Source organism: Microcoleus sp. K5-D4 (assembly GCF_036704575.1).
In the GTDB taxonomy this organism is placed as follows: domain Bacteria; phylum Cyanobacteriota; class Cyanobacteriia; order Cyanobacteriales; family Microcoleaceae; genus Microcoleus.
In genome coordinates this window covers 1-27,000 of the sequence record NZ_JAUBSD010000101.1, presented here as the reverse complement: position 1 = coordinate 27,000, position 27,000 = coordinate 1, and the positions used below count along the sequence as shown (strand labels likewise).

Here is a 27,000-nt window from a genome sequence, read left to right as displayed (position 1 = left end):
TCAGATTTCACTCACTTTTTCACTTCTCTGTTTTATTGCGATCGTATCCCTCTTTAAAAACTGTCCGAAGTATTGATAAGTCATGACTCCTAGTTATGAAATTGCCTTGTATGTAATTGCCTTTAATTGATTGGCTATAGTTACCAGAACCCATATAAATGTTGTGATCGTTCGCCATATCTATGTTTCCTTGAATTTGATAGATGTGAATAGAGAATTAAGGAGTATTATTCTTAATTCCTAAATTTTTTTACCCATTATATCCATAATTTTTGTCATAGTCAATAGTAAGGAATAATTATAATACTTTGAGTTTTTTCTCTTTGCAGCTTTAACGGCAGGATGGCTCAAGTTTTCAGGAATTTGATTGCGTTCAATATAAGTATTTATGGCGTTGTTGATTTACTGTATAAAACGTTAAATATGCCCGTCATAGAAACCAGTATCCACAAAGCTTTTGGATTTTAAAGTTATTTTTTTCATACCCTGATTAAGCAACGCCGTATTTATTTATTCTTCGTTATCTAAATAAAAGCTCAGCGCCTCAAAAATTTGAACTAATTTCAGGTGAGGTAAGTGCATAGGGATTTCTTCAGGAGTAATACCCAAACGCCACAATTCCACGATCACGCGAACGGAAGTCCTCGTTCCTACGATAATTGGTTCGCCTTGCAAGATTTCAGGATGACGTGTGACATAACGCGAAACAGCTTGATAAGCGTTTTGTGACATAATTGTGTTGTATTCGTAAGGAGTACACAAAAGGCGTTAGTAAGTTTCTTGGCGGGAATGTACTAACGCCTTTTTCATTAAAATTCCAGAAAACATCACAACAATTGTCAATTGTCAATCCTCAACGCTAAATTTTAACGGTTATCTTATCTGAAGCTTTTATCGGCTATGGATTTGAGGGTTTTAGCAAGTGTTGAATTGTTTGTAAAAGTGATAGATTTGTGATTTTTAACCGCAGATGAACGCGGATAAACGCGGATGAAAGAAAGATAAACTGAGAATGAGTTAAGTGGCGATCACACTTGATCGCACATCACAAAATCACTCTTTTGTCAATACAAATACGCTGTCTTTATTCCCCCGTCCAATCCGCAAATCCTTATCCAAATAAGTAATATCCAGCCATCCCTGCTGTTCGCGAGTATCCAGGCCGAAATCTACAGCAGCGAACTTTTTACCCGACTCAATCTCATCGATAAACTTCCCCGGAGATTCATAGCCAATCAACCTGCTTAAACCTACTATAGACCGCTCAAACTTCACCTGCACTCGCCGTTCCGAAGTTGGCTCAAATCTTGCGGCTACACTGACAATTCCTTCCAAATAAGGCAAGCCGTAAAGTTCGCCAATGTTGTAAATTTTAGATTCTTTGACACGGATAGATTGATAAATTTGACCCAATTTTACCAATGGAAAACTGTCAAGATTCAGCAGTTCGCGACTGGTGGTGTACAATAACCGCCAATCACCATTTAAAAGCTCTGCAGCTTCGACAGGCCGTGATGTGGGGTTGTAATCTTCCAATTGGGCGATCGCACTTAAAATCGCTTGTTTGTCGCTGGGAGTCGCCAGCAAACCGCGATTCTTACCAGCAATGATCTCTAATAGTGCAGATTTTCTAAGCATGATTTTTTAAGAAGGAAGAACAGGGATTTTGGCACGAATACACGGATTAATTATCGAACGTCAGGCAAAATTCAGACCGCTTTTTTCTGCAGTCTCAAGCGAGAGGGACGAAATTTTGTGTAGTAGCAATTTTAATCGCCGAGTCCGCAGAGTATTAACAACTAATAACTAAGATACCAAATTTCACCAGATAGAGCAGAGTCCGATACAGGGCTGCTAATTCTTGGTCGTTTTTGGTATAACGCCTGAGAACTTCTCCAACGCTGACAGCACCCTTTTGCTCGATCGCATCCAATATCTCCATCTGAATGTTAACAGAGATTCTTCTGTCTTGACCAAAGCTGGTAAACCAAATTGTTTGCAACTCTCTCAGAAGTTCTGATGTGGCGATCGCACCCAGACTCAGCATCATCTCATTGCTTAAACTTCTAGTCGCATAATTACCTAATACCCGAAACGGATCGTCGCCTAGGGGATAAGGCGGCTTCCCTGATTTTAAAGGTGCTGACTCCGGTGCCGCCTGGCGAATTTCTGCTAATTCCTGCCACAGTTGTTCGTAAGCAGCAATTACTACTTTCCAATCATAAATTTCCCTCGCCCTTTGTCTGGCATTTTCCCCCATCCGCTTTCTCAATTCGGGGTTTTCAATTAATTGGCACAACGCCAGGGTGCAAGCATCTATGTCAACTGCTGTGGCGAGGGAAGTGTGACCCATGTAAGTCGGCCAATTTAAGCTGCCGTCAAGATAATTTAGGGCTAAATCTAAACAAGATTCCGGGGGCGGGATGAGTGTGGGAATGCGGAAGCCGTCTATTTCGTGGCGTACAGATTCTTTGTATCCGTTCCAATCGGAGACTATGGCCGGCAGTCCGTTCGCCATGGCTTCTATTGGTGTCAGTCCGAAGGATTCTTGAATGTTGTCGGACAGCGAAATGAAAATGTCTGCCGCCGACCAAATATTTATTCTGATTTCCGGCTGTCTCCCATCTAAAAAAATAGCATTCACCGAGGGACAAAATATTTGCGCGCTATTTTTAAAGTCGGGTTCTTCTCTCGGATCTTCGATCCAACCGGCTTGAATTAAGTGGATTTTGGCTTTTGTCTGTTGTGAGGCCCGTTCTAGGGCGATGTACATGGGTACCGGATGAGCTTTTGCAGAAAAAGTCAATCGACCGACAAATAACACAACAATATCTTCGGGAGAAATGCCGAGTTCTTGCCGCAGTTGGCGGCGACTATTAACTGCTTCCACACCCTGCGGAAACGCGCTGCAATCGACTCCTAGGGGAATAACGGGGAATTTGACCAAAATTTCCGGTTTACCGCCGTTACGCTGGGCTAAATATTCAGACCACTCGGTCATAACTCCTTCTACTGCTGTTTTCACGGCTGCAGAGGTGCAGATCAGGGCGTCCCAAGGCTGCATGGGTGCGGTGATCAAATCGCCGATCGCCTCCATGATGTATTTTGTACCGATCGTGTGAGTAACGCCGCAAACGCTGTAGGCCCGCTGATCGACAAATCTGCGCGCCCAAACCATCTGCGACAGAACCGGATCGGGTCGGTAAATTGTGCCTGGTTGAGATAGCAAATCCGGTCGTTCCATCGGAATCCAGCGAACTTTCCGAGGTTTTTGCAGCCAAGGTTGGATGTGCGAACAAAACTCCTTAAAGGTTGTTTCGCTATCGGCGCAACAGTAGAGAGATTCAGCGGTTCCGTGTTGGACTAAGCTTTTGAGAAACCCTTCTCCGGCTGAATGACGCCCCAGAAGTTTTTTGCCTCCGGTGTGGTAGCCCTCTTTGTTGTATAAAACCGCTGCCGTTGTATCCATTCTGAGATTTATTGCTTGAGAGTTGACTGAAAAAGCCAGAGGGCATTCGGGCTCAGGCTTTGATGAAAATCCAGGAGACTGTTGTGAATCAACCCCTTGCCGTTAGGGAAGCTTGCACAATAGGATCGCCACCTGTCCCGCGATATCTTAAAGACGATCGTCTTAGATTACAATGCTTACGGCTAAAGAAGGATTGGCAAGAGCGGATTTTAGTGTTATCCTCATGCCCATGCTTGGGGGCGATCGCCTTTTGGGTCTCCCATCTTATCCGATCCGGAACCAAACAGTGCCTGTGGTATAATGCTTTAGCCTTGCTAAATGCCCGATTTGCAAGTGCTTGATCAAATTAGTAGTTCGTCGGCAAAACGTTACCTCACTCGATCGCGTCTTTGTCTTTAAAAACCGATAATCATGTACAACCCATCTCTGCGTCAAATTCCTCGCCACTTACCTGCGGATGTAATTCCATTAAAACAGCAATCTTCTCTTTTAGACTGGTTGGAATCTAACAATCGCCTGTTAGCAAGGGATGTCCAAGAACCCGACTATCTGCACGAAGAAGAAATTTCTGAACTTATGGCAGTTGACGACAGTCCTTACGATGATTTAGAAGAGGAAGTAGAAGAGGATGTGAGTGTAGGCGAAGAATAACGGGTAGAAGGGTGAAGAAATCAACCGGAAACAGGGAAGAAAAACTCAGAGATTTCTCAATCTCCTGTATCGCACCCTATTCCCCATTGTCAATTGCTTATTCTCAAATAGTGTGTGGTGAGGAGTGTTATGGATAACTTTTTGGATGAGAAAATCCCTTTTAGTCTGCCTTTCAAACTTACAGGCAAGAATTTATTCCTGCTGCTGGGTTTGGGGCTCGGCATTTTAGCGATAGGTTTAGATGTAGCAGCGGATAGATTTTTGAATTTACCTGCATCGCTATTTATGCCGCTAGTTGTTTGTGCTTTAGTTGCGTCGGGGTTGGGCTATGCAGTTGTTCCCGTACTCCAGCAACTAAAAGCTGGACAAATAATTCGCGAAGACGGCCCCCAAGCTCATTTAAAAAAGGCGGGAACGCCGACAATGGGAGGCATCTTTTTTATACCGGCGGGGGTAGCAGTCGCTTTACTTTGGTCGAAGTTTAACTCAGATGTTGTTGCCGTATCCGCTTTAACTTTAGCTTACGGTTTCATTGGCTGGATTGATGACTGGCAAATTCTGCGACGTAAGTCGAACAAAGGTATTTCACCTCGGATGAAATTGGCTTTGCAAATAAGTTTTGCTGCTCTATTTTGTCTGTGGCTGATGTTTCATCAACCTGCTATTTCTACGAATGTTGCTTTGCCTTTCGGTTGGGTATTGCCATTAGGTTTGCTGTTCTGGCCAGTGGCTGGTTTTGTGCTAGTTGCCGAAAGCAATGCTACTAATCTTACCGATGGTGTTGACGGCTTGATGGGCGGTTTGGGCGCGATCGCACTTTTGGGACTAGGTGCATCTGTAGCCTCTACTTCGCCAGAATTAATGATTTTTTGCGCTTGCATCAGCGGCAGTTGTTTCGGTTTCTTAGCACACAACCGCAATCCAGCCAGTGTGTTTATGGGCGATACAGGGGCTTTAGCTTTGGGCGGTGCGTTGGGTGCGGTAGCTTTATTAACAAATAGCCTTTGGATATTATTAATTATCAGCGGGATTTTCTTTGTAGAAACGCTGTCAGTAATTGCTCAAGTAGGTTATTACAAAGCTACAAAAGGGCCTGATGGCATCGGCAAGCGTCTGTTAAGAATGGCTCCACTGCACCATCATCTAGAGTTGTGTGGCTGGTTGGAAACTCAGGTTGTGGGAATCTTTTATTTAACTAACGGGGCGTTAGTGTTAATGATTCTGATGTTGACGGGAAACAGTTGAGAACGGATTGCGTGACGGATTGCACAGGGGATGTAAGAGATATTTTCTACTATTTGAAAGACACAGGCAAGATGCCTGTTCCACAAGAACTGAATGCAGTTGTGGAACAGGCATCTTGCCTGTTTAAGGCTCAAGCAACACGCTTTTGGGCTGTTCCACATTTCTTAGTCTCTTAGAGAGGGACTTCGTTTCTCTAGTAAGTAGCAGTTTCAACCGCTGAACAATCTGTAATATCCCTAGTTAATGCAATGGAAATCAAAAAAATCAGGGGCAATATTGGGAGAATTTTTGCTACAAGCCTTCTATTGCTGGCTGCTAGCTCAGTTTTTTACTGGAACCTCGTTAGGCTCGGTTATGCTGTTCCAATTCCATACATTTTAGACGTTTTCTGCTTAAATAACTGTCCGGCTGATGATTTAAATATTTTGCATACCCAATTCGCGCCCGATAATTTATTAAACTACGACAAGCCGCTAATACAAATTTTAGGCGAACCAGATAAGTTAGATAAAAACAGAATTTCCCTCCTAGTTGAAAAATCAAAATACAGGCTGACTGTATACGATAGCAAAAAGCCAGTAAAATCTTATCCTGTAGTATTTGGTGGCAATCCCACAGGTGATAAATTAAAAGCAGGGGATTTGCGGACGCCGGAAGGTATTTTTAGTATTAAAGATATGTACCCTCACGAAAGTTGGTCAAAGTTTCTGTGGCTGGATTATCCAACCAAACAATCTTGGCGCAAACATATAAAAGCTAAGCAAGATGGTACAATTAGGTGGGGCGACAGTGTAGGCAGCGAAATCGGGATTCACGGCGTTCCTCCTAATTCGGATAATATAATAAAATCTCGATCAAACTGGATCTTGGGATGCGTTTCTCTGGAAAATAAGGATGTTGAGGAGTTGTATCAGTTTGTGGAGAAAGGCACAGAAGTAGAAATTATTCGATAAGTTAAGTTGCCATAAAACTTGTTCGTAATAATGACTTTACTCCTAATTGACTCAAAAAACTGGATAGAGGGCTAATGAACAGTGACGACGGGTTTTTACCTCAAGTTTCGGTGGTTGTGCCTGTTTACAACGGCGAGATGGATTTGCCGGAGTTGATTGAGTCCCTGCGATCGCAAACTTATCCGCCACACAGAGTAGAATATCTCTTAGTAGACAACAACAGTCGCGATCGCACTTCAGCAATCATCGAAACAGCAGCTAAGTTGGATCAAATAACCATTCGCCACCTCACCGAAAATCAGATTCAAAGTTCCTACGCCGCCCGAAATAAAGGAATTTGCGCATCCACAGGCGAAATCATTGCATTTACCGATGCAGACTGTCGCCCGGAATCTGACTGGCTGGAAAATTTAGTTAAGCCATTCGTTGACTTAGAAATAGGAATTAGCGCTGGGGAAATACTCGCATTGCCCGGTAAAACTATTTTAGAACAACACGCCGATCGCCAAAATACTTTATCTCAAAAACATACACTCGCTCACCCTTTTTGTCCCTACGGTCAAACCGCCAACTTAGCTGTACGGAGGCTAGTTTTACAACAAATAGGATTATTTCGCCCTTACCTCACCAGCGGCGGCGATGCTGACTTGTGTTGGCGGATTTTGCGGGAAACATCCTATAAAATGTATTTTGCCGAAAATGCGATCGTCCGACACCGCCACCGTTCTACAATAAAACATTTGCAAAGTCAATGGTATCGGTACGGCGAATCTAATAAATATTTGCACGAACTCCACGGTGTCGATTTGATGCGAGAATTCACAACAGGGGAATATTTTTACCGGCTGGCTAGGTGGCTGTTAAAGGAATTTCCGGTTGCTGCTGCCAAAAGTGCGTTAGCGAAGCCCTCGAAGAGGATCGCCCGAGCCGATCTGGTAGATTTGTTTAATACGCCGATCGGTCTTTTGAATGTTAGGGCAAGGTCCATGGGGCAGCGCCAAGCCCAACTTCCCGAATCAGCTTGGGACATTGAGCGTTTTTAATATTTTAGACCATAAGCTTTTCACGGGCGGGCAGGATGCCCAACTCCTACTCCCCACAAAAAAATTGAACTATGAGTGGAACAGACATCTTGCCTGTTCTAAATAAGCCTTTCACGGGCAGGCAGGATGCCCCACCCCTACTCCCCACAAAAAAAATTGAACTATGAGTATGAGTGGAACAGGCATCTTGCCTGTTCCTCAAAATGGTGCAAGAGGTGCGCTCGACAAATATTCGTTTGTATACAATCCGCCCCTATAAATACCTATAAGTCCAGTTTATTGGTGCATATAGATATGCTGAATGAGAAATATGAAAATTTAACGTAATCCTTAATATAAAATTAATAAGTCGATTCTGAAGCGCTCGGTTTGACGACGGGAACCAACTCAGAGGCAAACCCCCAAATTTTCTTTACTTCTGCCTTCTGGCTTTTCAGTGCTGTCGTCAGCGCATCGGAATTATTCTCAGAATTTTAAATTTTTGTAACCTTTACAGGTAATGCCAATGGCTCAAATCTTACTCCAGACCGTTTGGTTTATACCTTGCTATCCACTCATAGGCGGAGTTCTGTCGATGCTGTGGTTTCCGGCAGTTACCCGCCGCACGGGGCCAAGACCATCCGGTTACGTGAACGCCATATTAACCTTGTTCGCTTTTTTACACGGGGTCATAGCCTTGACAGCTATCTGGAACCAACCGGCGCAACACGAGTTGATTCCCTGGCTGAATGTAGCAGGTTTAGACTTAACCATTCCCGTAGAAATTTCTGCAGTCACCGTCGGGGCGACTGTTTTGATTACCGGACTGAACTTGCTGGCGCAGATTTATGCTTTCGGTTACATGGAAATGGACTGGGGCTGGGCTCGGTTCTTTTCTCTGATGGGGCTGTTTGAAGCTGGGATGTGTGGCTTGGTACTGTGCAATTCCCTGTTCTTCAGCTACATGATTTTGGAAGTTCTGACTTTGGGTACTTACCTGCTAGTCGGGCTGTGGTTCAATCAGTCTTTGGTGGTGACAGGAGCCCGCGACGCTTTCTTAACAAAGCGGGTGGGAGATTTATTCCTGCTGATGGGAGTAGTCGCCATTCTGCCGCTGGCCGGAACTTGGAATTTTGACGAGTTGGCTGTTTGGGCCGAGACTGCAAAGCTTGACCCTACTGTAGCGACACTGCTGACTTTAGCTTTGATTGCCGGCCCGATGGGTAAGTGTGCTCAGTTTCCCTTGCACCTGTGGCTAGATGAGGCGATGGAAGGCCCGCTGCCGGCGACAATTTTACGGAACACCGTAGTTGTGGAAACTGGTGCTTGGATTTTGATTAAGTTGCAGCCAGTGATTGCTTTGTCGCCGATCGGACTGAAGACAACTATTATTGTAGGCGCTGCGACAGCGGTTGGTGCTTCATTAATTGCGATCGCCCAAATTGACATCAAGCGCACGCTTTCCTATATAGTCAGCTCTTACATGGGCTTAGTATTTATCGCCGTCGGCACCGGACAAGCCCAGACAGCCCTGACATTGATATTTGCCTACACCTTGGCGATGGGTTTGCTGGTGATGAGCATCGGTTCGGTAGTTTGGAACAGCGTCACTCAGGATGTCCGAGCTCTCGGCGGTTTGTGGGGAAAGCGGCCGATATCGGCCATATCGTTTATTGTCGGTAGCGCGGGATTGGTTGGACTGCCGCCCTTCGGCTGCTTCTGGGCTTTAGAAGACTTCACATCCTGGCTTTGGCAAACTCACCCTTTCTTGTTAGGAATAGTGCTGTTTGTAAACGGCGTCACTGCTTTTGGCTTAGTGCGCGTCTTTGGTTTAGTTTTTGGTGGCAAACCAAAGCAAATGACCGAACGTTCGCCAGAAGTTCACTGGCCTTTCATCTTGCCGATGACTGTTTTAATGGGCTTTACTTTGCACGTTCCGCACGTGCTGGCGACGTGGCAGTTATTGCCTGGGGCGAGTTTTAATTATACCGCCACTGCACTGCTAGTTTTGTCAACGGCGATCGGCATCGGTGCTGGAGCATTTGTTTACCTGAACGAGAAATGGGAAAAACCGGTACGAATTGGTTCTGAAGCTTTGCAAGACTTTTTTGCTTACGACTTTTACACTGCCCAACTTTACCGGGTGACAGTGATATTTGCAGTCGGTTTAGTTGCTCAAGTTATCTCTTGGGTTGATCGCAATATTGTTGACGGATTCGTGAACTTAATCGGTTTTGCCACAGTTTTTGGCGGCCAAAGCCTCAAGTACAACGTTAACGGTCAAACTCAGTTTTATGCCTTGACAATTCTGTTCGGAGTAGCAGTTTTGGGACTGCTAGTAAGCTGGCCGCTGCTAGTTCGCCTGTCGCTGATTGTGGGTGGGTAAAGAAATATAAGCTTGAAGATTTTAGGTGACAGTTTTAATCTAAAATCTTAAAAACAAGAAGTCTTGAACAAAGATTTCTAACTAGATACAACAAGGCAACATCAATGAAATCAAACAACAGACAATTCAATCTTTCCCGGCGCAATTCCCTCAAATTTGTCGCAGGTGCTATTGGTACAGGGATACTCGCAGCACGAGCAGGCGCTGATTTGGCTGCACCCGAACCAGCAATTGCTCAAACTGACTTGACTCCCGATGCAGCTCTGAAACAGTTAATGGACGGCAACCAGCGGTTTGTTGACAGCAAACGCCAAAATCCCCACCAAGACTTTGGGCGTCTCACCGAAGTTGCCAAAACTCAAAAACCCTTTGCTGCTATTCTCGGCTGTGCAGATTCCCGCTTTCCTTCGGAAATTATCTTCGATCAAGGATTGGGAGATTTATTTGTCTGTCGCGTGGCCGGAAATGTTGTTACTCCAGAAGAAACTGGCAGCCTGGAATTTGGCACCCTGGTATTGGGAGCAAAAGTGCTTGTGGTAATCGGGCATAAACGTTGCGGTGCGGTAGACGCAACCATTAAAGGAGCTCAAGTTCCCGGCCAGATTGGCAGTTTGCTCGATGCGATTAAGCCTGCTGTAGAAAGCTCGAAAAACCAAACGGGCGACAAGCTGGAAAATGCTTCAAAAGCCAATGTTGTGCTCCAAGCTAACAAGTTGAAAGCCTCTCCAGTTATCTCTAAGTTAATTGCGGAGAATAAACTGAAAGTTGTTGGTGGGTATTACGATTTAGACACGGGCAGAGTCACTATTCTTTCTGAGTCGTGATGAAATTTGGGATTGATAATTGGGAAAAAGTTTAACATTTAAACTCCCAAATTATCAAAGACAAGAGGCTGCAAAATAGATTGTTCACTCTTCACTCTTCACTTCACACATTATGCTTAGTACCTTGCTCTGGTTGCCCGCGTTGGGCGCTGCGGTAGTCGGGTTCCTGCCCGGAAATATAAATGGGATGCGTCTGCGTTCAATAGCCTCGGCTTTTGCGGCAGCTATTTTCATTTTGAATATCTGGCTGTTGACTCAATTCGATCCAGCCAATTCGGGACTGCAATTTCAAGAATATTTGCCTTGGATTCCGCAATTAGGTTTGAGCTACAACTTGGGCATTGACGGCTTGTCCTTGCCACTGCTGGTTTTAAGTGCTTTGCTGACGCTATTAGTCATTTACGGCACTGGCGAAAAAATGGAGCGACCCCAGCTTTACTACGCTTTGATTTTGCTAATCAATGCTGGTATTGCCGGAGCTTTAATGTCTCAAAATTTGCTGCTGTTTGTACTGTTTTACGAAGTAGAATTAATTCCTTTTTACCTGTTGATTGCGATTTGGGGCGGAAAGCAGCGGGAATACGCTGCCATGAAGTTTTTGATCTACACGGCAGTTTCGGGACTTTTAGTGCTGGCAGCATTCTTGGGTGTGGCTTGGCTGAGCGGGTCTTTAAATTTCGATTACAGTGCGATTACCACTCAAGAATTGCCTAGAAATTTGCAGTTAATCCTGCTAACAATTTTGCTAATTGGGTTGGGAATTAAAATTCCCTTGGTGCCGCTGCACACTTGGCTGCCGGATGCTTACGTCGAAGCTTCGCCAGCAACAGCAATTTTGCTGGGAGGGATTCTGGCGAAGTTGGGAACTTACGGTTTAGTACGGTTCGGCTTGCAGATGTTTCCCGAAACGTGGTCGATTATAGCTCCGGCTTTAGCGATTATCGGGACTGTGAGCGTGATGTACGGGGCTTTGAGCGCGATCGCCCAAAAAGACATCAAGCGCATGGTAGCCTATAGTTCGATCGGACATATGGGCTACATCCTCGTTGCCTGCGCCGCGGGTACGAAGCTGGCATTAATCGGCGCTGTCGGGCAAATGGTAAGCCACGGCTTAATTTTAGCTTTGCTATTTTATTTGGTAGGCATCATCGAAACCAAAGTTGGCACGCGGGATTTGGACGTGCTCAACGGTTTGATGAACCCGATGCGGGGTTTACCCACTGCCAGTTCCCTGTTAGTTTTGGGCGGCATGGCAAGCGCCGGAATTCCGGGTTTGGTGGGTTTTATTGCCGAATTTTTAGTATTTCAAGGCAGTTTCTCGATCTTTCCAATTCCAACTTTGCTCTGCATTTTAGCTTCGGGTTTAACAGCAGTTTACTTTGTGATTCTGCTCAACCGCACCTGTTTTGGGAAGTTGGACAATGCCACGGCTTACTACCCTCCAGTTACGTTTGCTGAAAATATGCCGGCGCTGGTTTTGGCGGGCATCATTTTTGTGTTGGGAATTCAACCTGCTTGGCTACTCAAGTGGAGCGAATCTACTACAAATGCGATCGTTGCTACTCTGCCGACTGACAGAAATACCCAAGTTGCTATTAGCTATCCCCTAGAACACTCGGAGCTGGAAATCGCGTCTACACAAACGAATTCCGCCTCCACCGACTAAAATCTACTCGTTTCCAGGCTCTGCCTGGAAACGCATATCCGGAGGCTATGCCTTCAATTTTCCGGCTCGTAGGCCTGGATATCGGTTCCCAACCTCTAGCCTGGGAACCAGTTAAAGAATCGCAGCTTTTGGCAATAATTCAAAATATTTAGATTCCCTCACTCAAAGGAAGAAACAATGGTACAAACCCCTAATAAACCAGCAACTAAACTACCTCCTTCCAAACACGAATTTGCCGAAATAATTCACAGGCTAGAAGCTGGCGGCGCAATGATTCCAGATACGCCGGAAAATCTGATGCAAATCATCGCTATCTGGAAAGCTTACGCAGTGCCGATGGACTTTTACTGGCGGGATTTGCTTTACATCGCCGAACGAGTATTTTTACACCCGCTTCCTTTCTTTAAATACTTCTTGCCTCAAGAGTATTTAGACTTGCAAAATCACTATGCAGGCGACGGTGCAGATTTGCGGATTTGGCGCGGGACTGGAAGTGTTCACCCGGAACTTTTGGAGTTCATGGAGAAGGGTGAAACTGGTAATATGCCGCGGCTGTTTCACCATTTGTGGCACGATCGCATTAACATGGAATTTGCGGAAGAGTGCATGAGGTCAATGCTTTGGCACCGGGGCTTGTACGTGCCTACCAATCAATTCGATCCTTATTTGGACAGTGACGAATATAAGGCTAATGCCGATCGCGCAATTAAAGCTTACTTCAAAAAAGACCCGTTCATGCTGGCACTGCACAAAGCATTTCCAGAAATGTTTTTAGAACAGTGCCGCCAAATGTCTTATTACAGCAATCTCGGTTTATTCTGGGAAGTCATGGCGCCGGTGTTTTTTGAGGTTTCAGACTTGTACGACGAAGGGAAAGTTACCACAGTCCCGCAGGCGATGGATTTCCTAGTAAATGGCATATTTGCGATCGCCGGACGCCCGATTTACCACCACGTTCAAATCGACGGCGAAACCTACGAAATCATTCCCAAATCTAAGGGTTTCACTTGGCTTTATGAAGCAGCGTTACCTTACGTGGAAGCTGTATTTTATCGCACTTCGCCATTCCGAGGCACCAAATCTTACAACGCTCAAGCTAAGGAAGTTCCTGACGACCAAAAAGACTTCCACTTCGGAGTGCTTTATGCAGACAAATTCCCCGTAGGTACGGCGGGGATTCCGCCGACTTTGCTAGCACAAGATATGCTGCATTTCCTGCCGCCGTATTTGATGGATTTCTACAAACAGCGCTGTCGCGGCGAAGATGATATCCTCAATCAAATTGGGGTGACATTTCAGCGATCGATGTACTGCGTTACTTCGGCGGTGATTCAAGCGTTGCGGACTGCTCTTTTGTATCCTTTAGATGACCCGAATCCAAAGCATTTGAAGGCAAATCGGGCTTTCTTTGAGGCTCAGATCGATCGCTTCTGTCGCCCGGAATACGGTATGAAATATGCTGCGAAGCTCAAGAATATCCAGACTTCGGATTACAGGTAAAGGATGTTTGCCGGAGGCATCTTAGCTTCTAAGTCCGCCAGTCCGTTAGTCCGCCAGGGGTTGAAACCCCTGGCTCAAAGCTCAAGTCGGTTGAAACCGACTGGGAAAAATGAAAGCTTTTTTAAACCGTTTCAAAAGTCCTATAATATTAAGCTACTTGGCATCATAATTATTCCTCTCTCTCTTCTTTTCCTCTGATTTCTCTGCGTTCTCTGCGGTTTAATCATTCCCATACAACCGGAAACGATCTAACCAATAACAAATAACCAATAACTATGGACAGCAACGATCTAGCCAAATATATCGAAGCAAAGGACGGGATTTCCAAACCTTGGCTGTTGGTGCAACTGCGGCTGAAAAAATTGCAAGAAAGGCGATCGGAGATTTCTGCGGAAGAGTATATGACAGAACTTACTGACCTTCACAAAGATTTAATGAATCTGGGGGAATGGTGGCTGGGAATCGAGGATGAGGTTTTCTAGGCGATTTGAAGAATGCTAGGTGCGGGGATGGGTTCACCTTCTTCCTGCCAAGCTTCTAGATACATTTCGAGCACTTCTTCGCCATGTCGGATGGCTTCTTCGCGGGTTTGGCCGTGGGTACAGGGCATGACAACGCGCTCGGCAAACTCTGGAATCGTCACGAGGAAAAGTTGAGCCTCGTCAGACCATTGGACGATCATACTGTATCGGTTCATGAATCTTCCTCCTTTAACTCGTCGAGTTCGGCTAACAATATTGCCAACTGCTTCTCTAAATAGCGTGGCACATCATCTCCGTCTTTGCCTGGAATTGTTAATGTCTTCCCAATCAAAGGGTGCTGCCATCTTTCATGGCTGCCTTTCCGCGTTTTGGCAAATAAATAAAGCCCTCACGGGTAATCTGAGCTTTTAACTCGCGAATTTTTCTAGGCATGGTGATTGTCCATTTTCTACCTCCATTTTCTCACTTAGCCATTTATTTTAATTTTTCCTTTGCCCATTCTCGCAGTTGCTCGTCGGGGCGATCGCACTTTAAAATTTCTCCATCAAATCTTTTTCTTGGGCATAGACATCTCGTAGCTGTTGCAGCGCGGCCCCAGAAATGACCGATTTAACAGTAGCTACCAATTGGCCCCACTCCAGCAAGCTGTCAACTGAAACAGCTTTTTTGAACTTGTAAATGTAGAATTTCGTCCAAAATGCTGGTGATTGCTTGCTTTTCCAGCGTTTGTACCATCTGCCAAAATCTTGAGGTGCGATCGCATTTACTCGAACAATCGGCGGAAAATCGGCGTAGCTGACAAACCGGCTGATGCCTTTGGCGTGCACATACACCATGTAGCGACAGCATTCTATGCGGTAAATCTCGTCTGCTGAGATATTGAACAGGAGTGCAACTGTTTCTTCTGTGACAAATCTCGCCAGCGGATGCAGGATGGGAGATTTGTGAATTATTTTGGAGCAGGCGAAAGTGCTTGATTTTAGCTGGGATGATGCTATCATAGTAAGTCAGACAGCTAGTAACTGTCTATTTAAGTTTTGAAAACGATCGCCCTTTAGTTGTCCAGACCGGGGGGCGATCGGCTTTTTAGATGAATTTATTCTAAGGTGTTATAGCACCCATTGTCAAGCATGGGTTTAGTAAGAATTAAAGTCAGAGAACTAGCAGCAGAGAAAGGTTGGACATTCAAGGAAGTTTCAGAACGTTCTGGGGTGGTATACAACACGGTCAAGCATTATGCTCGCTGTCCAGGGCTGACAACGGTTGACTTTACTTTGCTGCTGAAATTAGCTCGGACTTTTGATGTGATGATTGAGGATTTGGTTGAGGTTTTGGAGGAATAAGCCGATCGACCTTTAGTTGTCTAGACCGGGGGCGATTGCTTTTTCAGATGCAATTATCTTAAAACGCAACTGCATTATTTGTCAAGCATGGGTTTAGTCAGAGTAAAAGTGCGAGAGTTAGCGGCCGAGAGGGGCTGGACATTCAAGGAGGTGGCTGAGCGCTCGGGCGTGATCTACAGCACCATAACCAGCTATGCTCGTCGTTCTGAAATATCAATGGTTGACTTTACCGCCCTGTACAAGTTAGCGCGGGCATTTGATGTGATGATTGAGGACTTGGTGGAGATTATTGAGGAATAAGTTGATCGGCCTTTAGTTGTCTAGACCGGGGGCGATCTATTTTTTGTATTTTTTACACTATAGCATGATTAACTGTAGTTAGTCAAACATTATTGTAGTTAATCGGATTGAGGATGATAACATCAAGGAAAGTTATTAATAGTTGATTATTCTTCGTGGCTAAAACTAATACTGCGATCGCGGTCAGTTCCGTGATAAAGGAAGTCATTCAAAAACAAGCCCAAGCGACAAGACTAACTCAGAAGGAAGTCGTGTACTTGGGAATGCTGGCAATTGATGCACTCGATAAGGAAAGCCGCCAAGAGTTGGCTGACAAGGTGCATCAGATGCAGGTGAATGGGGAAATTTGAGGCGATGAGCGAGATTTCCTACGGGATAGCTACGCTTCACACACTTCGGGGGAAGTAAGGCAAGGGCGCTTCTATGGAATTCGTCTACAGAAACAAATTCTCATTTTTTTACCAATAAATAGGGGTCTTCTTCTCCTCAACAGGAGCGTTTTCCCATCTAGTATTTGTACCCGTTTCTACGCTCTTAGCCCCACACAGTCTGCTCAAATCAACTATCGTGCTATCAGAGCGCTGATAAAAACAAAAAGGTTGATCGTTGGATTGAGCCTGGGGTGGAGCAAAAATAGCAGGCATGGAAAAGCGCTCAGAAGACTGCCTCGGCATTGGGGATACTGGAACTTTCATCTCGGTGGTTGGCTCTGACGGTTTTGCACGGGCTGCCTCGGCCGTTACCATTCCTGACAGTAGCAGAAATGCCACCGAAAGCAGGAGGAGATTCGAGTGTTTCATATTACTTTTCGACAATCTTGCTTCTGAGACTATTAACAAATGCCAGGACTTCGGCTTTCTCTGATTGATTGACGCTATTTTTATCGAGAGCTTGGGACACATCATTAGCAAAAGCGTTAAATTCATTGTTCGAGAGACCTCCATCCATTCCACTATGGGAAAGCTTCATAGTCCGCCCTGTATAAACACAAGGCCCCCCTGCCGCTTGGCAGAATTGATCCACTAACAACTGACGCAGCCTCTGTTGTGAGTTTGTGCCCAAGCCAATAAAGTATTTACCAATTAGTGCGTCATTGAATATGAAAGTTGCTGAATCATCAATGACTTTTGCGATCGCGTTGTAGCCTCCTAACCTAGTGTAGAGAGTTCTTCCTGAAGAACCTTGTGCAATCAGATCTGTAGTTACTTTTTCTGCTGATTCTTGTGCTGACATCACCGGCGTAGAACGAGCGAAACTAGGGCTTAATCTAAAAGTAGTCACAACTATGACTGTGATACAAATTAATGTGAACAACATTGCCAAAGATTTACTGAGTTTCATTGAAAAATTTCCAATTGTGATGGTAATATGGTTAATTGAATCTTCAGCACTAAGTGATTTACAGATACATAGGCTTAAGAAGCAGGAAGCCTAAGTCTAATCTCAACTAAACTTAGTCTTTCACTCTGTGCGATCGTAAAAAGGCGAGGGTAAAGAGCGATCGATCGTCACATCATTTGATAACTTTAGCATCAAATTATCCTACGGTAGATTTTGTAATATTTCTTAGATAAGTCAGCATTTGCTGATTGATTGACTTCACATTGTGTTGGGTATTGTCAAAATGCGGTTAAACAAGTTGCATCGCAGCTAAAAGCTCAGGTTAAAAGTGCTACGATTTAATCGAAGTTGTTAATCTCCGGTTAGTTTTGTGACCAGAACCAGTGCCCCCATTGCAGTCAGCCCCATTATTAAAGAACTTGTGGAGAAAAAGGCGCTAGCAACCTGACTAACGCTGAAAGAAATTATCTCTGTCGGGATGCTGGCAATTGACGAGTTGGACGAAAAACGCTTGCAATAATTGGCTGATAGGGTGCATCAGATGCAGGTGAATGGGGAGATTTGAGGGAGAAGGGCGATCGGGCTTTTGGTAGAGTGAAAAAGCAGATCGACCCTCAAGTCACTTATGCGATCGAGTTGCCCTCTAAAATGGGTTTACGTGCAATGAATCCTGTATGAGCTTTTGGCAAGTTGTACTCACCATAACTACGTAGGATTTGAACTTGAAAACCTATGCTATCGAGTGCTTCAACAATATCTTTTGCCTTGTACAACCGCAAGCAGTGTATTTCATCATCTCGCCTGTAGGTTTCCCCTACTTTACGAAGAGTAATGATGCGGCGAATTAAGGTTTCATTCTCTTGATTTTCTTCCTTCTCAACCAGAACAATCCAATCTTTTCCTTCCGTGAATCCTTTGGTTGTGTTTCCTGCTACAATCTGTCCGGGTTCTGCAATGTCAAAGATGAAAACACCGCCCTCGGTTAAGGCGTAATAAATGCGACGGAAAAATTGCACCAGGTTTTGGCGATCGTTGTCTGCATCAAACAGATAATTCAAACATTCGCCGATCAAGGTGACAGCATTACATGGTGGGATATCAGTTTTAAACAGCGACTCAACTCGAAACTCGCCATCTGGCACTCGGTTTCGGGCAATGGCAATCAAAGACTCAGAAATATCAACTCCCAGAACACGATAACCTGCCTTTCTGAATTCTAGTGCGGATAATCCGCTGCCACAACCCAAGTCAACGACTAAACCTTCTTGTAGCTTGTTTTGGGCCAAGATATTCAATATACCAGGGGCAGATTTGAGAGCATAATCGCTATGCCCAACATCATGAATATATGCGAGGTCTTCCTTATACCACTGTGTCATGACTTCGTTCCAGCAGACTAACTCACAAATTTAGTTGCGATCGCACTTTTATTCCGGCTTGACAAACTCAGCCAACCACTTCGCATTGTCCCGCCGATGAACATTAATCGAACTGCATTTTGCTTCGACCCATCGATCTTATTCCATCCATCCGTTACACAATCCGTTGCCGAACTTCCTTCTGCTATACAAAAAAATCCCCCGCCAGAAGGCAGGGGATTTCATTTAATTACCTAGAAACCAGAGTTCAGAGTTACCCGAATTTCCCGGCTGTCGAGGCAATTACAAAGGCCGCGTAAGTGAGGACGTTGCCCACAGTAAAGTGAACTAAGCCAACCAAACGACCTTGGACGATTGACAAAGCAACAGGCTTGTCTTTCCAGCGAACCAAGTTAGCCAAAGGAGTGCGCTCGTGAGCCCAAACCAAAGTCTCGATCAACTCTTGCCAGTAACCTCTCCAAGAGATCAGGAACATGAAACCAGTTGCCCAAACAAGGTGTCCGAATAAGAACATCCAAGCCCAGACTGACAAGTTGTTAGTACCATACGGGTTGTAACCGTTGATCAACTGAGAAGAATACAGCCAGAGGTAATCGCGGAACCAGCCCATCAGGTAGGTAGAAGACTCATTGAACTGAGCCACATTACCTTGCCAGATGCCCAGGTGCTTCCAGTGCCAGTAGAAAGTTACCCAAGCTAGGGTGTTCAACATCCAGAATACAGACAGGTACATCGCGTCCCAAGCAGAGATGTCGCAAGTACCGCCACGGCCGGGGCCGTCGCAAGGGAAAGCATAACCGAAGTCTTTTTTGTCCGGCATCAGCTTAGAACCGCGTGCATCCAGAGCGCCCTTGACCAAGATCAAGGTGGTGGTGTGCAAGCCTAGTGCGATCGCGTGGTGAACCAAGAAATCGCCAGGTCCGATCGCCAAGAACAGAGAATTAGTACCGCTGTTGATCGCATCCAACCAGCCTGGGAGCCATACGTTGCCGTAGTTAGGCCAAGCGGTAGAAGCAATACTGTCAGGGTTAGACAACAGCACGTCCATGCCGTAGAGAGCTTTGCCGTGAGCAGCTTGGATGAACTGTGCGAACACTGGTTCAATCAAGATTTGCTTTTCAGGAGTTCCGAAAGCGACTACAACGTCATTGTGAACGTACAAGCCGAGAGTGTGGAAGCCCAAGAACAGCGACACCCAGCTCAAGTGAGAGATAATCGCTTCTTTGTGCTGCAACACGCGATCGAGCACGTTGCCTTTGTTTGCTTCAGGATCGTAGTCCCGCACCAAGAAGATAGCTCCGTGGGCGAAAGCGCCGACCATGATGAATCCAGCAATGTACTGGTGGTGGGTGTAAAGCGCAGCCTGAGTCGTGAAGTCCTTACCTATAAAAGCGTAGGGGGGCATCGCGTACATATGCTGTGCTACCAGGGAGGTAATTACGCCCAAAGCAGCGAGGTGAAATGCCAGTTGGAAGTGCAGCGAGTTGTTGTAGGTTTCATACAAGCCTTGGTGAGGCAAGTTGAACTGCCCTTCACTCTTGCCGCCGACCAAACCAGCCTTAGAATCCAACATCTCTTTGATGCTGTGACCGATACCGAAGTTAGTCCGGTACATATGACCGGCAACGATAAACAGAACTGCGATCGCCAAGTGGTGGTGAGCGATATCTGTCAGCCACAGGGATTCTGTTTGAGGGTGGAAGCCACCCAAGAAAGTCAGAATTGCGGTTCCAGCGCCTTCGGAAGTACCGAAGACATGGCTCGCTGCATCTGGATTCTCGGCGTATACGCCCCAGTTACCAGTGAAGAACGGAGCCAAACCGGCCGGGTGAGGCGGGGTAGACAAGAAGTTGTCCCAACCTACGTGCTGTCCGCGAGATTCGGGGATAGCAACGTGAACCATGTGACCAGTCCAAGCCAAAGAGCTGACACCGAACAAACCAGCCAAGTGGTGGTTGAGGCGAGATTCAGCATTTTTGAACCAAGACAAGCTGGGGCGGTACTTGGGCTGGAGGTGCAACCAACCTGCGAACAGGAAGACAGCCGCCAGTAGTAGCAAGAAGATAGCTCCTTGATACAGGTCGGCGTTTGTCCGAATCCCTTGGGTGAACCACCAATGGTAGACACCAGAGTAAGAGATATCCACCGGGTTAGAAGCGCCACCTTGAGTGAAAGCTTCTACAGCAGGAGCGCCGAATTGCGGGTCCCAAATCGCGTGAGCGATCGGGCGGACGTTTAGAGGGTCTTTAATCCACTGTTCAAAGTTACCTTGCCATGCTACGTGGAACAGGCTGCCCGAAGTCCACAAGAAAATGATTGCTAGGTGGCCGAAGTGAGAAGCAAAAATCTTTTGGTAAAGATTTTCTTCGGTCATGCCATCGTGGCTTTCAAAGTCGTGTGCTGTGGCAATCCCGTACCAGATCCGCCGTGTGGTCGGGTCTTGGGCAAGGTCTTGGCTAAATTTTGGAAATTTCGTTGCCATAAGCCTTGATTAATCCTGAATCCTGAACAAAATTGAAGGGATTCGGTTCGGAGTTTGGATTCTCGATTTGAGATTCCTCCCAAATCGAGAATCCAAAACCTAGGGGTAGTTTACCCTACCGAAATGATTCGCGCTAGGAAAAATGCCCACGTAGTGACAATTCCTCCTAGGAGGTAGTGAGCTACACCCACAGCCCGACCCTGAATAATGCTCAGAGCGCGAGGCTGAATCGACGGAGCTACCTTGAGCTTGTTGTGAGCCCAAACAATCGACTCAATCAGTTCTTGCCAGTAGCCACGGCCGCTGAACAGGAACATCAAGCTGAAGGCGAAGACGAAGTGTCCAGCTAGGAACATCAAACCGTAGGCCGACAGTGCCGAACCGTAGGACTGAATCACCTGAGAAGCTTGCGCCCAAAGGAAGTCCCGCAGCCAGCCGTTAATCGTGAGCGCACTTTGTGCGAAGTTGCCACCGGTAATGTGAGAAATTGTGCCGTCTGGCGATACTGTTCCCCACACGTCCGACTGCATTTTCCAGCTAAAGTGGAAAATCACGATCGAGATGCAGTTGTACATCCAGAACAAGCCTAGGAACACGTGATCCCAACCAGAAACTTGGCAGGTGCCGCCACGGCCGGGGCCGTCGCAAGGGAACCGGAAGCCCAAGTTGCCTTTGTCAGGAACCAAGCGAGAACTGCGTGCAAACAACACGCCCTTCAATAGAATCAGGACTGTAACGTGAATGGTGAAAGCGTGGATGTGGTGGACCATGAAATCCGCCGTACCCAACTCGATCGGCATCATCGCTACTTTGCCGGCTACTACTACTGCACCGCCGCCAAAAGCGTGGCTAACGATTTCCGTAGCATTAGGCGCTGTTGTGCCCGGAGCCAAAGCGTGGATGTTTTGCACCCACTGGGCAAATATCGGACGCAACTGAATCCCGGTATCCGAGAACAAATCTTGAGGACGACCGAAAGCGCGCATCGTGTCGTTGTGAACGTACAGACCGAAGCTGTGGAAGCCCAAGAATATACAAACCCAGTTCAGGTGGGAAATGATCGCATCCCGATGCCGGATCACACGATCCAACAAGTTGTTGACATTTCCAGCGGGATCGTAATCCCGAACCATGAAGATTGCTCCGTGAGCGGCTGCTCCAACAATCAGGAATCCGCCAATCCACATGTGGTGGGTGAACAGGGATAGCTGAGTCGGGTAGTCGGTCGCGATGTACGGATACGGAGGCATCGCGTACATGTGTTGGGCGACGATGATGCTCAAAGAGCCCATCAGTGCCAAGTTAATCGACAGTTGCGCGTGCCAAGAATTAGTCAGGATTTCGTAGAGACCTTTGTGACCTTCACCAGTGAAGGGGCCTTTGTGGTTCTCTAGGATTTCTTTCATGCTGTGGCCGATGCCCCAGTTCGTCCGGTACATATGACCAGCGACGATGAATAGCACTGCCAAAGCTAAGTGGTGGTGTGCTGTATCAGTCAGCCACAAACCGCCTGTGGTGGGGTTCAGACCGCCTTTGAAGGTCAGGAAGTCTGTATATGCGCCCCAGTTGAGGGTGAAGAAGGGGGTTAAACCTTTAGCGAAACTCGGGTAGATGTCAGCCATCAAGCCCGGTGTCAAAATCCACTCGTGCGGCAGGGGGATGTCGGCAACTGTTTTGATCAGCTTACCGCCGACTGTCAGCGGTGCACCTGCATCGATCGCGTCCATGCAAGCATTGATCGGCAGAGCCACGTGAATTTGTTGTCCTGCGAAGCCCAAGCACCCGCAGCCTAACAAAACTGCCAAGTGGTGGTTCATCATCGATTCCACGTTCTGGAACCATTCCAGTTTCGGAGCGCGGACGTGATAGTGGAACCAACCGGCAAACAGCATCAAAGCTGCCATTACCAGGGCGCCGATCGCAGTGCAATATAGCTGGTATGAGTTAGTGATGCCGTTGGCGCGCCACAGTTGGAATAGACCAGAGGTGATCTGAATCCCGTGAAAGCCGCCGCCTACATCTGCATTTAAAATTTCTTGACCAAAAATCGGCCAGACCACTTGAGCGCTGGGCTTGATGGCTGTAGGATTTGTCAGCCAAGCTTCGTAATTGGAAAATTTAGCGCCGTGGAAATATGCGCCACTCAACCATACGAAGATTACTGCCAAGTGGCCGAAGTGAGCGCTAAAGATTTTGCGCGAAACGTCTTCTAAGTCACTTGTATGACTGTCAAAGTCGTGAGCGTTAGCGTGGAGGTTCCAAATCCAAGTGGTGGTTTTTGGCCCCTTAGCTAGAGTGCGATCAAAATGACCGGGTTTTGACCACTTCTCGAAAGAAGTTGGAACCGGATTCTTATCGACTACTACCCTAGCTTTTACCTCTCGCTCTGGAGGACTAATGGTCATGAAGACTCTCCTCTCGGTAAGACAAGGAACGAGAACTGAATACTGTACCGGACACTCCCCACGCTTGATTAGGCGGGGGATTCTCGAAAAAGCCGACACTGCACTACACTTTACTCTTTGCAGAGTTAGACGCAGGTGCATCGTCTCCCCAAGCATTTTGCTTCTGTGAAGAAGCCAGTTTCCCAGTGTCGCTAACAATGTGACTGGGTACTGCAAACTCTTCTCTCCAGATGAGCCGCCGATCGCATCCTTGATTCAGACTTGATACGGCTGCTCCTTTTGAGGGAGTTTTATGAATTATAAGCTTGCTAGAGGAGTATTAATCGCTTGTTAACAATACTTAAAAAAGGCTCAATTCTTGATGTAATAACGCCTTTAAATCCCACAGTCCCTCGAAAAAGTCAAGGGGTACTGCCATTAACTTTACAAAACTCAAAGATAAAGTAATTTAGGAATACTCATTTGTAGATATATGTTTGGGAAAAAGGCTGCGGGAATTAAGAGTGGGAGATGATGGGTTGCCCGCTGCTGCCTCAATCCTGCCTCCTAGGAGCCTTTGGAATTCATGAGCTGCAATTCCCCAATACTAAATTCATTTTTGGGCTATAGTTCCCTATGAGAAGGCTTCTAGGAGTATGGTTGCGTGATTGGGATCAATTGGCACAGAACGGTTGCAGGCAGGCTGCTGGCATTGTTTGCAGTAGCAGTATTAATTTTGGGTTTAGCAAGTTGTGGCGCGGGCCATTCCGAATTGCCCAAATCAGGGAACAAGAGCGGCTCAGCTACCGCCCAGGTAAACAAAATCTCAGAGGTTTCTCCCCCAGAAGCCATTCAACAACTGCGTCAGGCTCTAGAAATCTACCAGCCTCAAATTAGTATTTTGAATCCAAAACCTGACGAAGTGCTTCAGGATATAAATGTGTCTGTTCAGTTCCAAGTGAAGGACTTGCCCATTTTCAAAAATGCAAACTTGGGTTTGGGCCCCCATGTGCAAGTTTTATTAGACAACCAACCTTATGCAGCAGTTTACGACATCAACCAACCTTTAACGCTGTCCGACTTAGAACCCGGAACCCATACCCTGCAGGTGTTCGCCGCTCGCCCTTGGGAAGAAAGCTTTAAAAACGAAGGTGCCGCTGCTCAAACCACCTTTCACGTTTTTACCAAAACAGACGACAATAATCCCGATCGAACATTGCCCCTATTAACGTACAACAGCCCCCAAGGCAGCTACGGCGCAGAACCCATCCTGCTCGACTTTTACTTGACAAATGCCCCGCCGCACGAAGTGGCGCAAGAAAATTCCCAAGATGAAATACTCGATTGGAAAATTCGAGCCACAGTCAACGGCCAAAGCTTTGCGATCGACCAGTGGCAACCTATATATCTTAAAGGATTCAAATCAGGGAAAAACTGGGTACAGCTAGAATTAATTGACGAACGCGGAAATATCGTCAAAAACGCCTTTAATAATACAGCCAGACTGATAAATTACCAACCGCTCGGCCAAGACACTCTTTCAAAATTAGTGCGGGGCGAACTAACAACATCAGAAACTCGCGCTATAGTCGATCGCACCTACCAAGCCCCCGAACCGACACCAACCCCAACCCCGGAACCGACACCGACACCTGCATTAGAAAAAACACCAGTTGTCCCACCCTCACCTGCGGTTCCAGAAACCCCTGTTACCGAACCCAGCTTAGAGCCAACAGTCGCTCCCGAAGTTGCTCCCATTCAAGTAATAGAACCAACACCGACAGCAACCCCCCAACTCGAAGCGCCGAAAGTTGTAGAACCAATTCAAGTAATACAACCGACACCGACAGCAACTCCACAGGTAGAAACCCCCAAAGTTGTAGAACTAATTCAAGTAATACAACCGACGCCGACAGCAACTCCACAGTTAGAAACCCCCAAAGTTGTTGCTCCAGTTCAAATAATAGAACCGACACCAACAGCATCTAGCCAACCAAAGAAACAGGAATATAAAGGATACTACAATCGGTTCCGCAACTTCTTGCGTCAAGAACCGCAACCTGCTAATCCTTCAGAGCCACCAACCCTGCCAGAAATAACACAAAAAGCTCCAGTACCAAAAGTAGTCGCTCCCGCGATACCAGAACCGTCTCCCAATCTTGTACCGCCAACGCCGCCTGTTGCCGCTGAGACTCCTAGCCAGCCAAACAGCGAATTAGCCCCTCCCGAAACAACCGTTTCCGAACCCGAAAATCAGCCCAAATCCGAACAAAAAGTCGAATTTGCCACCTAACGAAAACTTTCTGCATTCATCTGCGTTGATCCGCGTAAATCTGCCTACATCGGCGGTCAAAAATAAAAAATTAGGACACTAAAAAATGACCTACCTCGAAACAGCAGCCAAATTCTACAGCGATGTTGCCGAAACACCCCAAATCGGACTTTGCTGCGTCCAAAGCAGTCCCTTGCAATTGCCAGGATTAAAAATTCCCGAACAAATGCAAGAAATGAATTACGGGTGCGGCACAACCGTTCACGCCGCCGAACTTGTCGGCAATCCCTTCGTGCTTTATGTAGGCGTAGGCGGCGGATTGGAAGCACTACAATTTGCATATTTTTCTAGACATAAAGGAGCGGTTATTGCCGTCGATCCGGTTCCAGCAATGCGAGATGCAGCTGCACGAAACTTGCAAATAGCCGCCCACGAAAATGATTGGTTTGATCCGAGTTTTGTAGAAATTTGTGAAGGCGATGCTTTTGCGTTGCCAGTGCCGGATGCTTCTGTAGATGTTGTCGCTCAAAACTGCTTGTTTAATATCTTTGAACCAGCCGATTTAGCTAAAGCATTAAAAGAGACTTATCGGGTGTTAAAACCGGGTGGCAGATTGTTGATGAGCGATCCGATCGCAACTCGCCCCATTCCGCAGCATTTGAAGGAAGACCAACGCTTGCGTGCCCTGTGTTTGTCCGGCGCTTTGACATACGCAGAATACGTTCAACACCTTGTAGACGTTGGTTTTGGACAAGTCGAAGTGCGGGCGCGCCGTCCTTACCGATTGCTGGACAAACACAATTATCAATTGGATGCGGATTTGCTGTTAGAAAGCCTGGATTCGGTGTCTTTTAAAGTGGAGGTACCGGATGACGGAGCTTGCATTTTCACTGGCAAGACGGCGATTTATACGGGGTCTGAAGATCTCTTTGATGACGGGGCAGGTCACGTTTTGCAGCGGGGAGTTCCGGCGGCGGTGTGCGATAAAACTGCTGGGAAGTTGGGGGGATTGATGCCCGATAAAGTGTTAATTACTGATTCGACGTGGCATTATCACGGCGGCGGTTGCTGTTAGATTTATTTCGGAATAGAGAGGTAGCATTCACCGCAGAGATAGCTGCCTCTTTCAACTCTTTCTACTGATATAGTCATTTCAAATAAGTATGAGACACTTACTATGCACAATAAGCACGAATAATTTCATCAAGAGATGTGCCAGGAGACGCATACATTTTAGCTCTCTTTAATGCACTAAAATCATGCTCAATATCATTTAAATCAGGAGAGTATTTTGGTAAAAA

The 27,000-nt window shown here is 46.4% G+C and carries 25 protein-coding genes and 1 pseudogene; 14 read left to right on the top strand and 12 right to left on the bottom strand.

The annotated features are described in order from the left end of the window. Window positions 1-510: 510 nt before the first annotated feature. The 3 genes from QUA77_RS24680 to QUA77_RS24670 all read right to left on the bottom strand — a co-directional run bounded on the left by QUA77_RS24680 (window position 511) and on the right by QUA77_RS24670 (window position 3,469). Window positions 511-732 carry a DUF433 domain-containing protein gene (locus QUA77_RS24680; protein WP_445302103.1) on the bottom strand — a complete coding sequence of 74 codons (222 nt, stop codon included), beginning with the start codon at window positions 730-732 and terminating at the stop codon, window positions 511-513. Window positions 733-1,053: 321 nt separating this feature from the next. After that, on the bottom strand, window positions 1,054-1,638 hold the full coding sequence (locus QUA77_RS24675) for a PAP/fibrillin family protein (RefSeq protein ID WP_333453097.1): 585 nt from the start codon (window positions 1,636-1,638) through the stop codon (window positions 1,054-1,056). A 154-nt stretch (window positions 1,639-1,792) separates the two neighbouring features. After that, window positions 1,793-3,469, bottom strand: coding sequence for a glycosyltransferase family 4 protein (locus QUA77_RS24670; RefSeq protein ID WP_333453095.1), 1,677 nt, complete (start codon window positions 3,467-3,469; stop codon window positions 1,793-1,795). Window positions 3,470-3,880: 411 nt separating this feature from the next. Between QUA77_RS24670 and QUA77_RS24665 the strand changes: the two genes are divergently transcribed. The 9 genes from QUA77_RS24665 (at window position 3,881) to QUA77_RS24625 (ending at window position 14,198) form a co-directional block, all read left to right on the top strand. Continuing rightward, entirely contained in the window at window positions 3,881-4,120 is a 240-nt protein-coding gene (locus QUA77_RS24665) for a DUF3134 domain-containing protein (protein WP_006631296.1), read from the top strand. Between the two features lie 129 nt (window positions 4,121-4,249). Further along, window positions 4,250-5,365, top strand: a complete 1,116-nt coding sequence (gene mraY / locus QUA77_RS24660) for a phospho-N-acetylmuramoyl-pentapeptide-transferase (RefSeq protein ID WP_333037041.1) — start codon at window positions 4,250-4,252, stop codon at window positions 5,363-5,365. 248 nt (window positions 5,366-5,613) lie between these two features. Further along, entirely contained in the window at window positions 5,614-6,318 is a 705-nt protein-coding gene (locus QUA77_RS24655; protein ID WP_333453094.1) for a L,D-transpeptidase, read from the top strand. A 74-nt stretch (window positions 6,319-6,392) separates the two neighbouring features. Continuing rightward, a complete protein-coding gene (locus QUA77_RS24650) occupies window positions 6,393-7,361 on the top strand; it encodes a glycosyltransferase (RefSeq protein WP_333453092.1) in 969 nt (322 codons plus the stop codon). 505 nt (window positions 7,362-7,866) lie between these two features. Next, window positions 7,867-9,726, top strand: a complete 1,860-nt coding sequence (locus QUA77_RS24645) for an NAD(P)H-quinone oxidoreductase subunit F (protein WP_333037048.1) — start codon at window positions 7,867-7,869, stop codon at window positions 9,724-9,726. 104 nt (window positions 9,727-9,830) lie between these two features. Further along, window positions 9,831-10,550, top strand: a complete 720-nt coding sequence (locus QUA77_RS24640) for a carbonic anhydrase (RefSeq protein ID WP_333037049.1) — start codon at window positions 9,831-9,833, stop codon at window positions 10,548-10,550. A 112-nt stretch (window positions 10,551-10,662) separates the two neighbouring features. Next, complete coding sequence (locus tag QUA77_RS24635; protein WP_333037050.1) at window positions 10,663-12,216, top strand: NADH-quinone oxidoreductase subunit M; 1,554 nt, start codon at window positions 10,663-10,665, stop codon at window positions 12,214-12,216. Between the two features lie 177 nt (window positions 12,217-12,393). Beyond that, window positions 12,394-13,716 (top strand): CO2 hydration protein, encoded by a 1,323-nt coding sequence (locus tag QUA77_RS24630; RefSeq protein WP_333037051.1) that lies wholly within the window; start codon window positions 12,394-12,396, stop codon window positions 13,714-13,716. Window positions 13,717-13,991: 275 nt separating this feature from the next. Continuing rightward, entirely contained in the window at window positions 13,992-14,198 is a 207-nt protein-coding gene (locus QUA77_RS24625) for a hypothetical protein (protein ID WP_333037052.1), read from the top strand. On the opposite strand, the gene QUA77_RS24620 is transcribed toward QUA77_RS24625, so the two are convergent. From QUA77_RS24620 to QUA77_RS24610, 3 genes are all read right to left on the bottom strand, one after another. Then, complete coding sequence (locus QUA77_RS24620; protein WP_333037053.1) at window positions 14,195-14,413, bottom strand: type II toxin-antitoxin system HicB family antitoxin; 219 nt, start codon at window positions 14,411-14,413, stop codon at window positions 14,195-14,197. The genes QUA77_RS24625 and QUA77_RS24620 overlap by 4 nt on opposite strands. Then, window positions 14,410-14,529: a hypothetical protein gene (locus QUA77_RS24615; RefSeq protein WP_333037054.1), complete on the bottom strand. Its 120-nt coding sequence runs from the start codon at window positions 14,527-14,529 to the stop codon at window positions 14,410-14,412. Before QUA77_RS24615 ends, QUA77_RS24620 begins: the two co-directional genes overlap by 4 nt. 199 nt (window positions 14,530-14,728) lie before the next feature. Further along, window positions 14,729-15,199 carry a hypothetical protein gene (locus QUA77_RS24610; RefSeq protein ID WP_333037055.1) on the bottom strand — a complete coding sequence of 157 codons (471 nt, stop codon included), beginning with the start codon at window positions 15,197-15,199 and terminating at the stop codon, window positions 14,729-14,731. 129 nt (window positions 15,200-15,328) lie between these two features. Here QUA77_RS24610 and QUA77_RS24605 point away from each other — a divergent pair, with 129 nt between their 5' ends. The 3 genes from QUA77_RS24605 (at window position 15,329) to QUA77_RS24595 (ending at window position 16,191) form a co-directional block, all read left to right on the top strand. Further along, on the top strand, window positions 15,329-15,541 hold the full coding sequence (locus QUA77_RS24605; RefSeq protein ID WP_006631306.1) for a helix-turn-helix domain-containing protein: 213 nt from the start codon (window positions 15,329-15,331) through the stop codon (window positions 15,539-15,541). Window positions 15,542-15,628: 87 nt separating this feature from the next. Further along, a complete protein-coding gene (locus QUA77_RS24600; RefSeq protein WP_006631308.1) occupies window positions 15,629-15,841 on the top strand; it encodes a helix-turn-helix domain-containing protein in 213 nt (70 codons plus the stop codon). 155 nt (window positions 15,842-15,996) lie between these two features. Then, window positions 15,997-16,191: a hypothetical protein gene (locus QUA77_RS24595; RefSeq protein WP_236506337.1), complete on the top strand. Its 195-nt coding sequence runs from the start codon at window positions 15,997-15,999 to the stop codon at window positions 16,189-16,191. Window positions 16,192-16,299: 108 nt separating this feature from the next. Here the strand turns inward: QUA77_RS24595 and QUA77_RS24590 are convergent, their stop codons facing one another. The 5 genes from QUA77_RS24590 to psaA form a co-directional block, all read right to left on the bottom strand. Next, a complete protein-coding gene (locus QUA77_RS24590) occupies window positions 16,300-16,641 on the bottom strand; it encodes a hypothetical protein (RefSeq protein WP_333453089.1) in 342 nt (113 codons plus the stop codon). 1 nt (window position 16,642) lies between these two features. Next, window positions 16,643-17,182, bottom strand: coding sequence for a group 1 truncated hemoglobin (locus QUA77_RS24585; protein WP_333037059.1), 540 nt, complete (start codon window positions 17,180-17,182; stop codon window positions 16,643-16,645). Between the two features lie 623 nt (window positions 17,183-17,805). Then, window positions 17,806-18,561 (bottom strand): class I SAM-dependent methyltransferase, encoded by a 756-nt coding sequence (locus QUA77_RS24580; RefSeq protein ID WP_333037060.1) that lies wholly within the window; start codon window positions 18,559-18,561, stop codon window positions 17,806-17,808. Window positions 18,562-18,814: 253 nt separating this feature from the next. Beyond that, window positions 18,815-21,043: a photosystem I core protein PsaB gene (gene psaB / locus QUA77_RS24575; RefSeq protein WP_333037061.1), complete on the bottom strand. Its 2,229-nt coding sequence runs from the start codon at window positions 21,041-21,043 to the stop codon at window positions 18,815-18,817. 110 nt (window positions 21,044-21,153) lie between these two features. After that, complete coding sequence (psaA, locus tag QUA77_RS24570; RefSeq protein ID WP_333037062.1) at window positions 21,154-23,448, bottom strand: photosystem I core protein PsaA; 2,295 nt, start codon at window positions 23,446-23,448, stop codon at window positions 21,154-21,156. Window positions 23,449-24,091: 643 nt separating this feature from the next. On the opposite strand from psaA, the gene QUA77_RS24565 reads away from it, so the two are divergent. Further along, a complete protein-coding gene (locus tag QUA77_RS24565) occupies window positions 24,092-25,720 on the top strand; it encodes a hypothetical protein (protein ID WP_333453087.1) in 1,629 nt (542 codons plus the stop codon). 85 nt (window positions 25,721-25,805) lie between these two features. After that, on the top strand, window positions 25,806-26,774 hold the full coding sequence (gene arsM, locus QUA77_RS24560; RefSeq protein ID WP_333064858.1) for an arsenosugar biosynthesis arsenite methyltransferase ArsM: 969 nt from the start codon (window positions 25,806-25,808) through the stop codon (window positions 26,772-26,774). A 100-nt stretch (window positions 26,775-26,874) separates the two neighbouring features. Here the strand turns inward: arsM and QUA77_RS24555 are convergent. Continuing rightward, a pseudogene (locus QUA77_RS24555) lies at window positions 26,875-27,000 on the bottom strand (IS630 family transposase); the annotation flags it as partial.

Excerpts from the sequence above, each read along its gene's own strand:
- QUA77_RS24620 (WP_333037053.1), bottom strand. The coding sequence starts at position 14,413 with ATGAACCGATACAGTATGATCGTCCAATGGTCTGACGAGGCTCAACTT.
- QUA77_RS24590 (WP_333453089.1), bottom strand. The coding sequence starts at position 16,641 with ATGAAACACTCGAATCTCCTCCTGCTTTCGGTGGCATTTCTGCTACTG.
- QUA77_RS24640 (WP_333037049.1), top strand. The coding sequence starts at position 9,831 with ATGAAATCAAACAACAGACAATTCAATCTTTCCCGGCGCAATTCCCTC.
- QUA77_RS24650 (WP_333453092.1), top strand. The coding sequence starts at position 6,393 with ATGAACAGTGACGACGGGTTTTTACCTCAAGTTTCGGTGGTTGTGCCT.
- arsM (WP_333064858.1), top strand. The coding sequence starts at position 25,806 with ATGACCTACCTCGAAACAGCAGCCAAATTCTACAGCGATGTTGCCGAA.
- QUA77_RS24625 (WP_333037052.1), top strand. The coding sequence starts at position 13,992 with ATGGACAGCAACGATCTAGCCAAATATATCGAAGCAAAGGACGGGATT.
- psaA (WP_333037062.1), bottom strand. The coding sequence starts at position 23,448 with ATGACCATTAGTCCTCCAGAGCGAGAGGTAAAAGCTAGGGTAGTAGTC.
- QUA77_RS24630 (WP_333037051.1), top strand. The coding sequence starts at position 12,394 with ATGGTACAAACCCCTAATAAACCAGCAACTAAACTACCTCCTTCCAAA.
- QUA77_RS24670 (WP_333453095.1), bottom strand. The coding sequence starts at position 3,469 with ATGGATACAACGGCAGCGGTTTTATACAACAAAGAGGGCTACCACACC.
- QUA77_RS24585 (WP_333037059.1), bottom strand. The coding sequence starts at position 17,182 with ATGAAACTCAGTAAATCTTTGGCAATGTTGTTCACATTAATTTGTATC.
- psaB (WP_333037061.1), bottom strand. The coding sequence starts at position 21,043 with ATGGCAACGAAATTTCCAAAATTTAGCCAAGACCTTGCCCAAGACCCG.
- mraY (WP_333037041.1), top strand. The coding sequence starts at position 4,250 with ATGGATAACTTTTTGGATGAGAAAATCCCTTTTAGTCTGCCTTTCAAA.
- QUA77_RS24600 (WP_006631308.1), top strand. The coding sequence starts at position 15,629 with ATGGGTTTAGTCAGAGTAAAAGTGCGAGAGTTAGCGGCCGAGAGGGGC.
- QUA77_RS24645 (WP_333037048.1), top strand. The coding sequence starts at position 7,867 with ATGGCTCAAATCTTACTCCAGACCGTTTGGTTTATACCTTGCTATCCA.
- QUA77_RS24675 (WP_333453097.1), bottom strand. The coding sequence starts at position 1,638 with ATGCTTAGAAAATCTGCACTATTAGAGATCATTGCTGGTAAGAATCGC.
- QUA77_RS24605 (WP_006631306.1), top strand. The coding sequence starts at position 15,329 with ATGGGTTTAGTAAGAATTAAAGTCAGAGAACTAGCAGCAGAGAAAGGT.
- QUA77_RS24610 (WP_333037055.1), bottom strand. The coding sequence starts at position 15,199 with ATGATAGCATCATCCCAGCTAAAATCAAGCACTTTCGCCTGCTCCAAA.
- QUA77_RS24580 (WP_333037060.1), bottom strand. The coding sequence starts at position 18,561 with ATGACACAGTGGTATAAGGAAGACCTCGCATATATTCATGATGTTGGG.
- QUA77_RS24635 (WP_333037050.1), top strand. The coding sequence starts at position 10,663 with ATGCTTAGTACCTTGCTCTGGTTGCCCGCGTTGGGCGCTGCGGTAGTC.
- QUA77_RS24680 (WP_445302103.1), bottom strand. The coding sequence starts at position 732 with ATGTCACAAAACGCTTATCAAGCTGTTTCGCGTTATGTCACACGTCAT.
- QUA77_RS24655 (WP_333453094.1), top strand. The coding sequence starts at position 5,614 with ATGGAAATCAAAAAAATCAGGGGCAATATTGGGAGAATTTTTGCTACA.
- QUA77_RS24665 (WP_006631296.1), top strand. The coding sequence starts at position 3,881 with ATGTACAACCCATCTCTGCGTCAAATTCCTCGCCACTTACCTGCGGAT.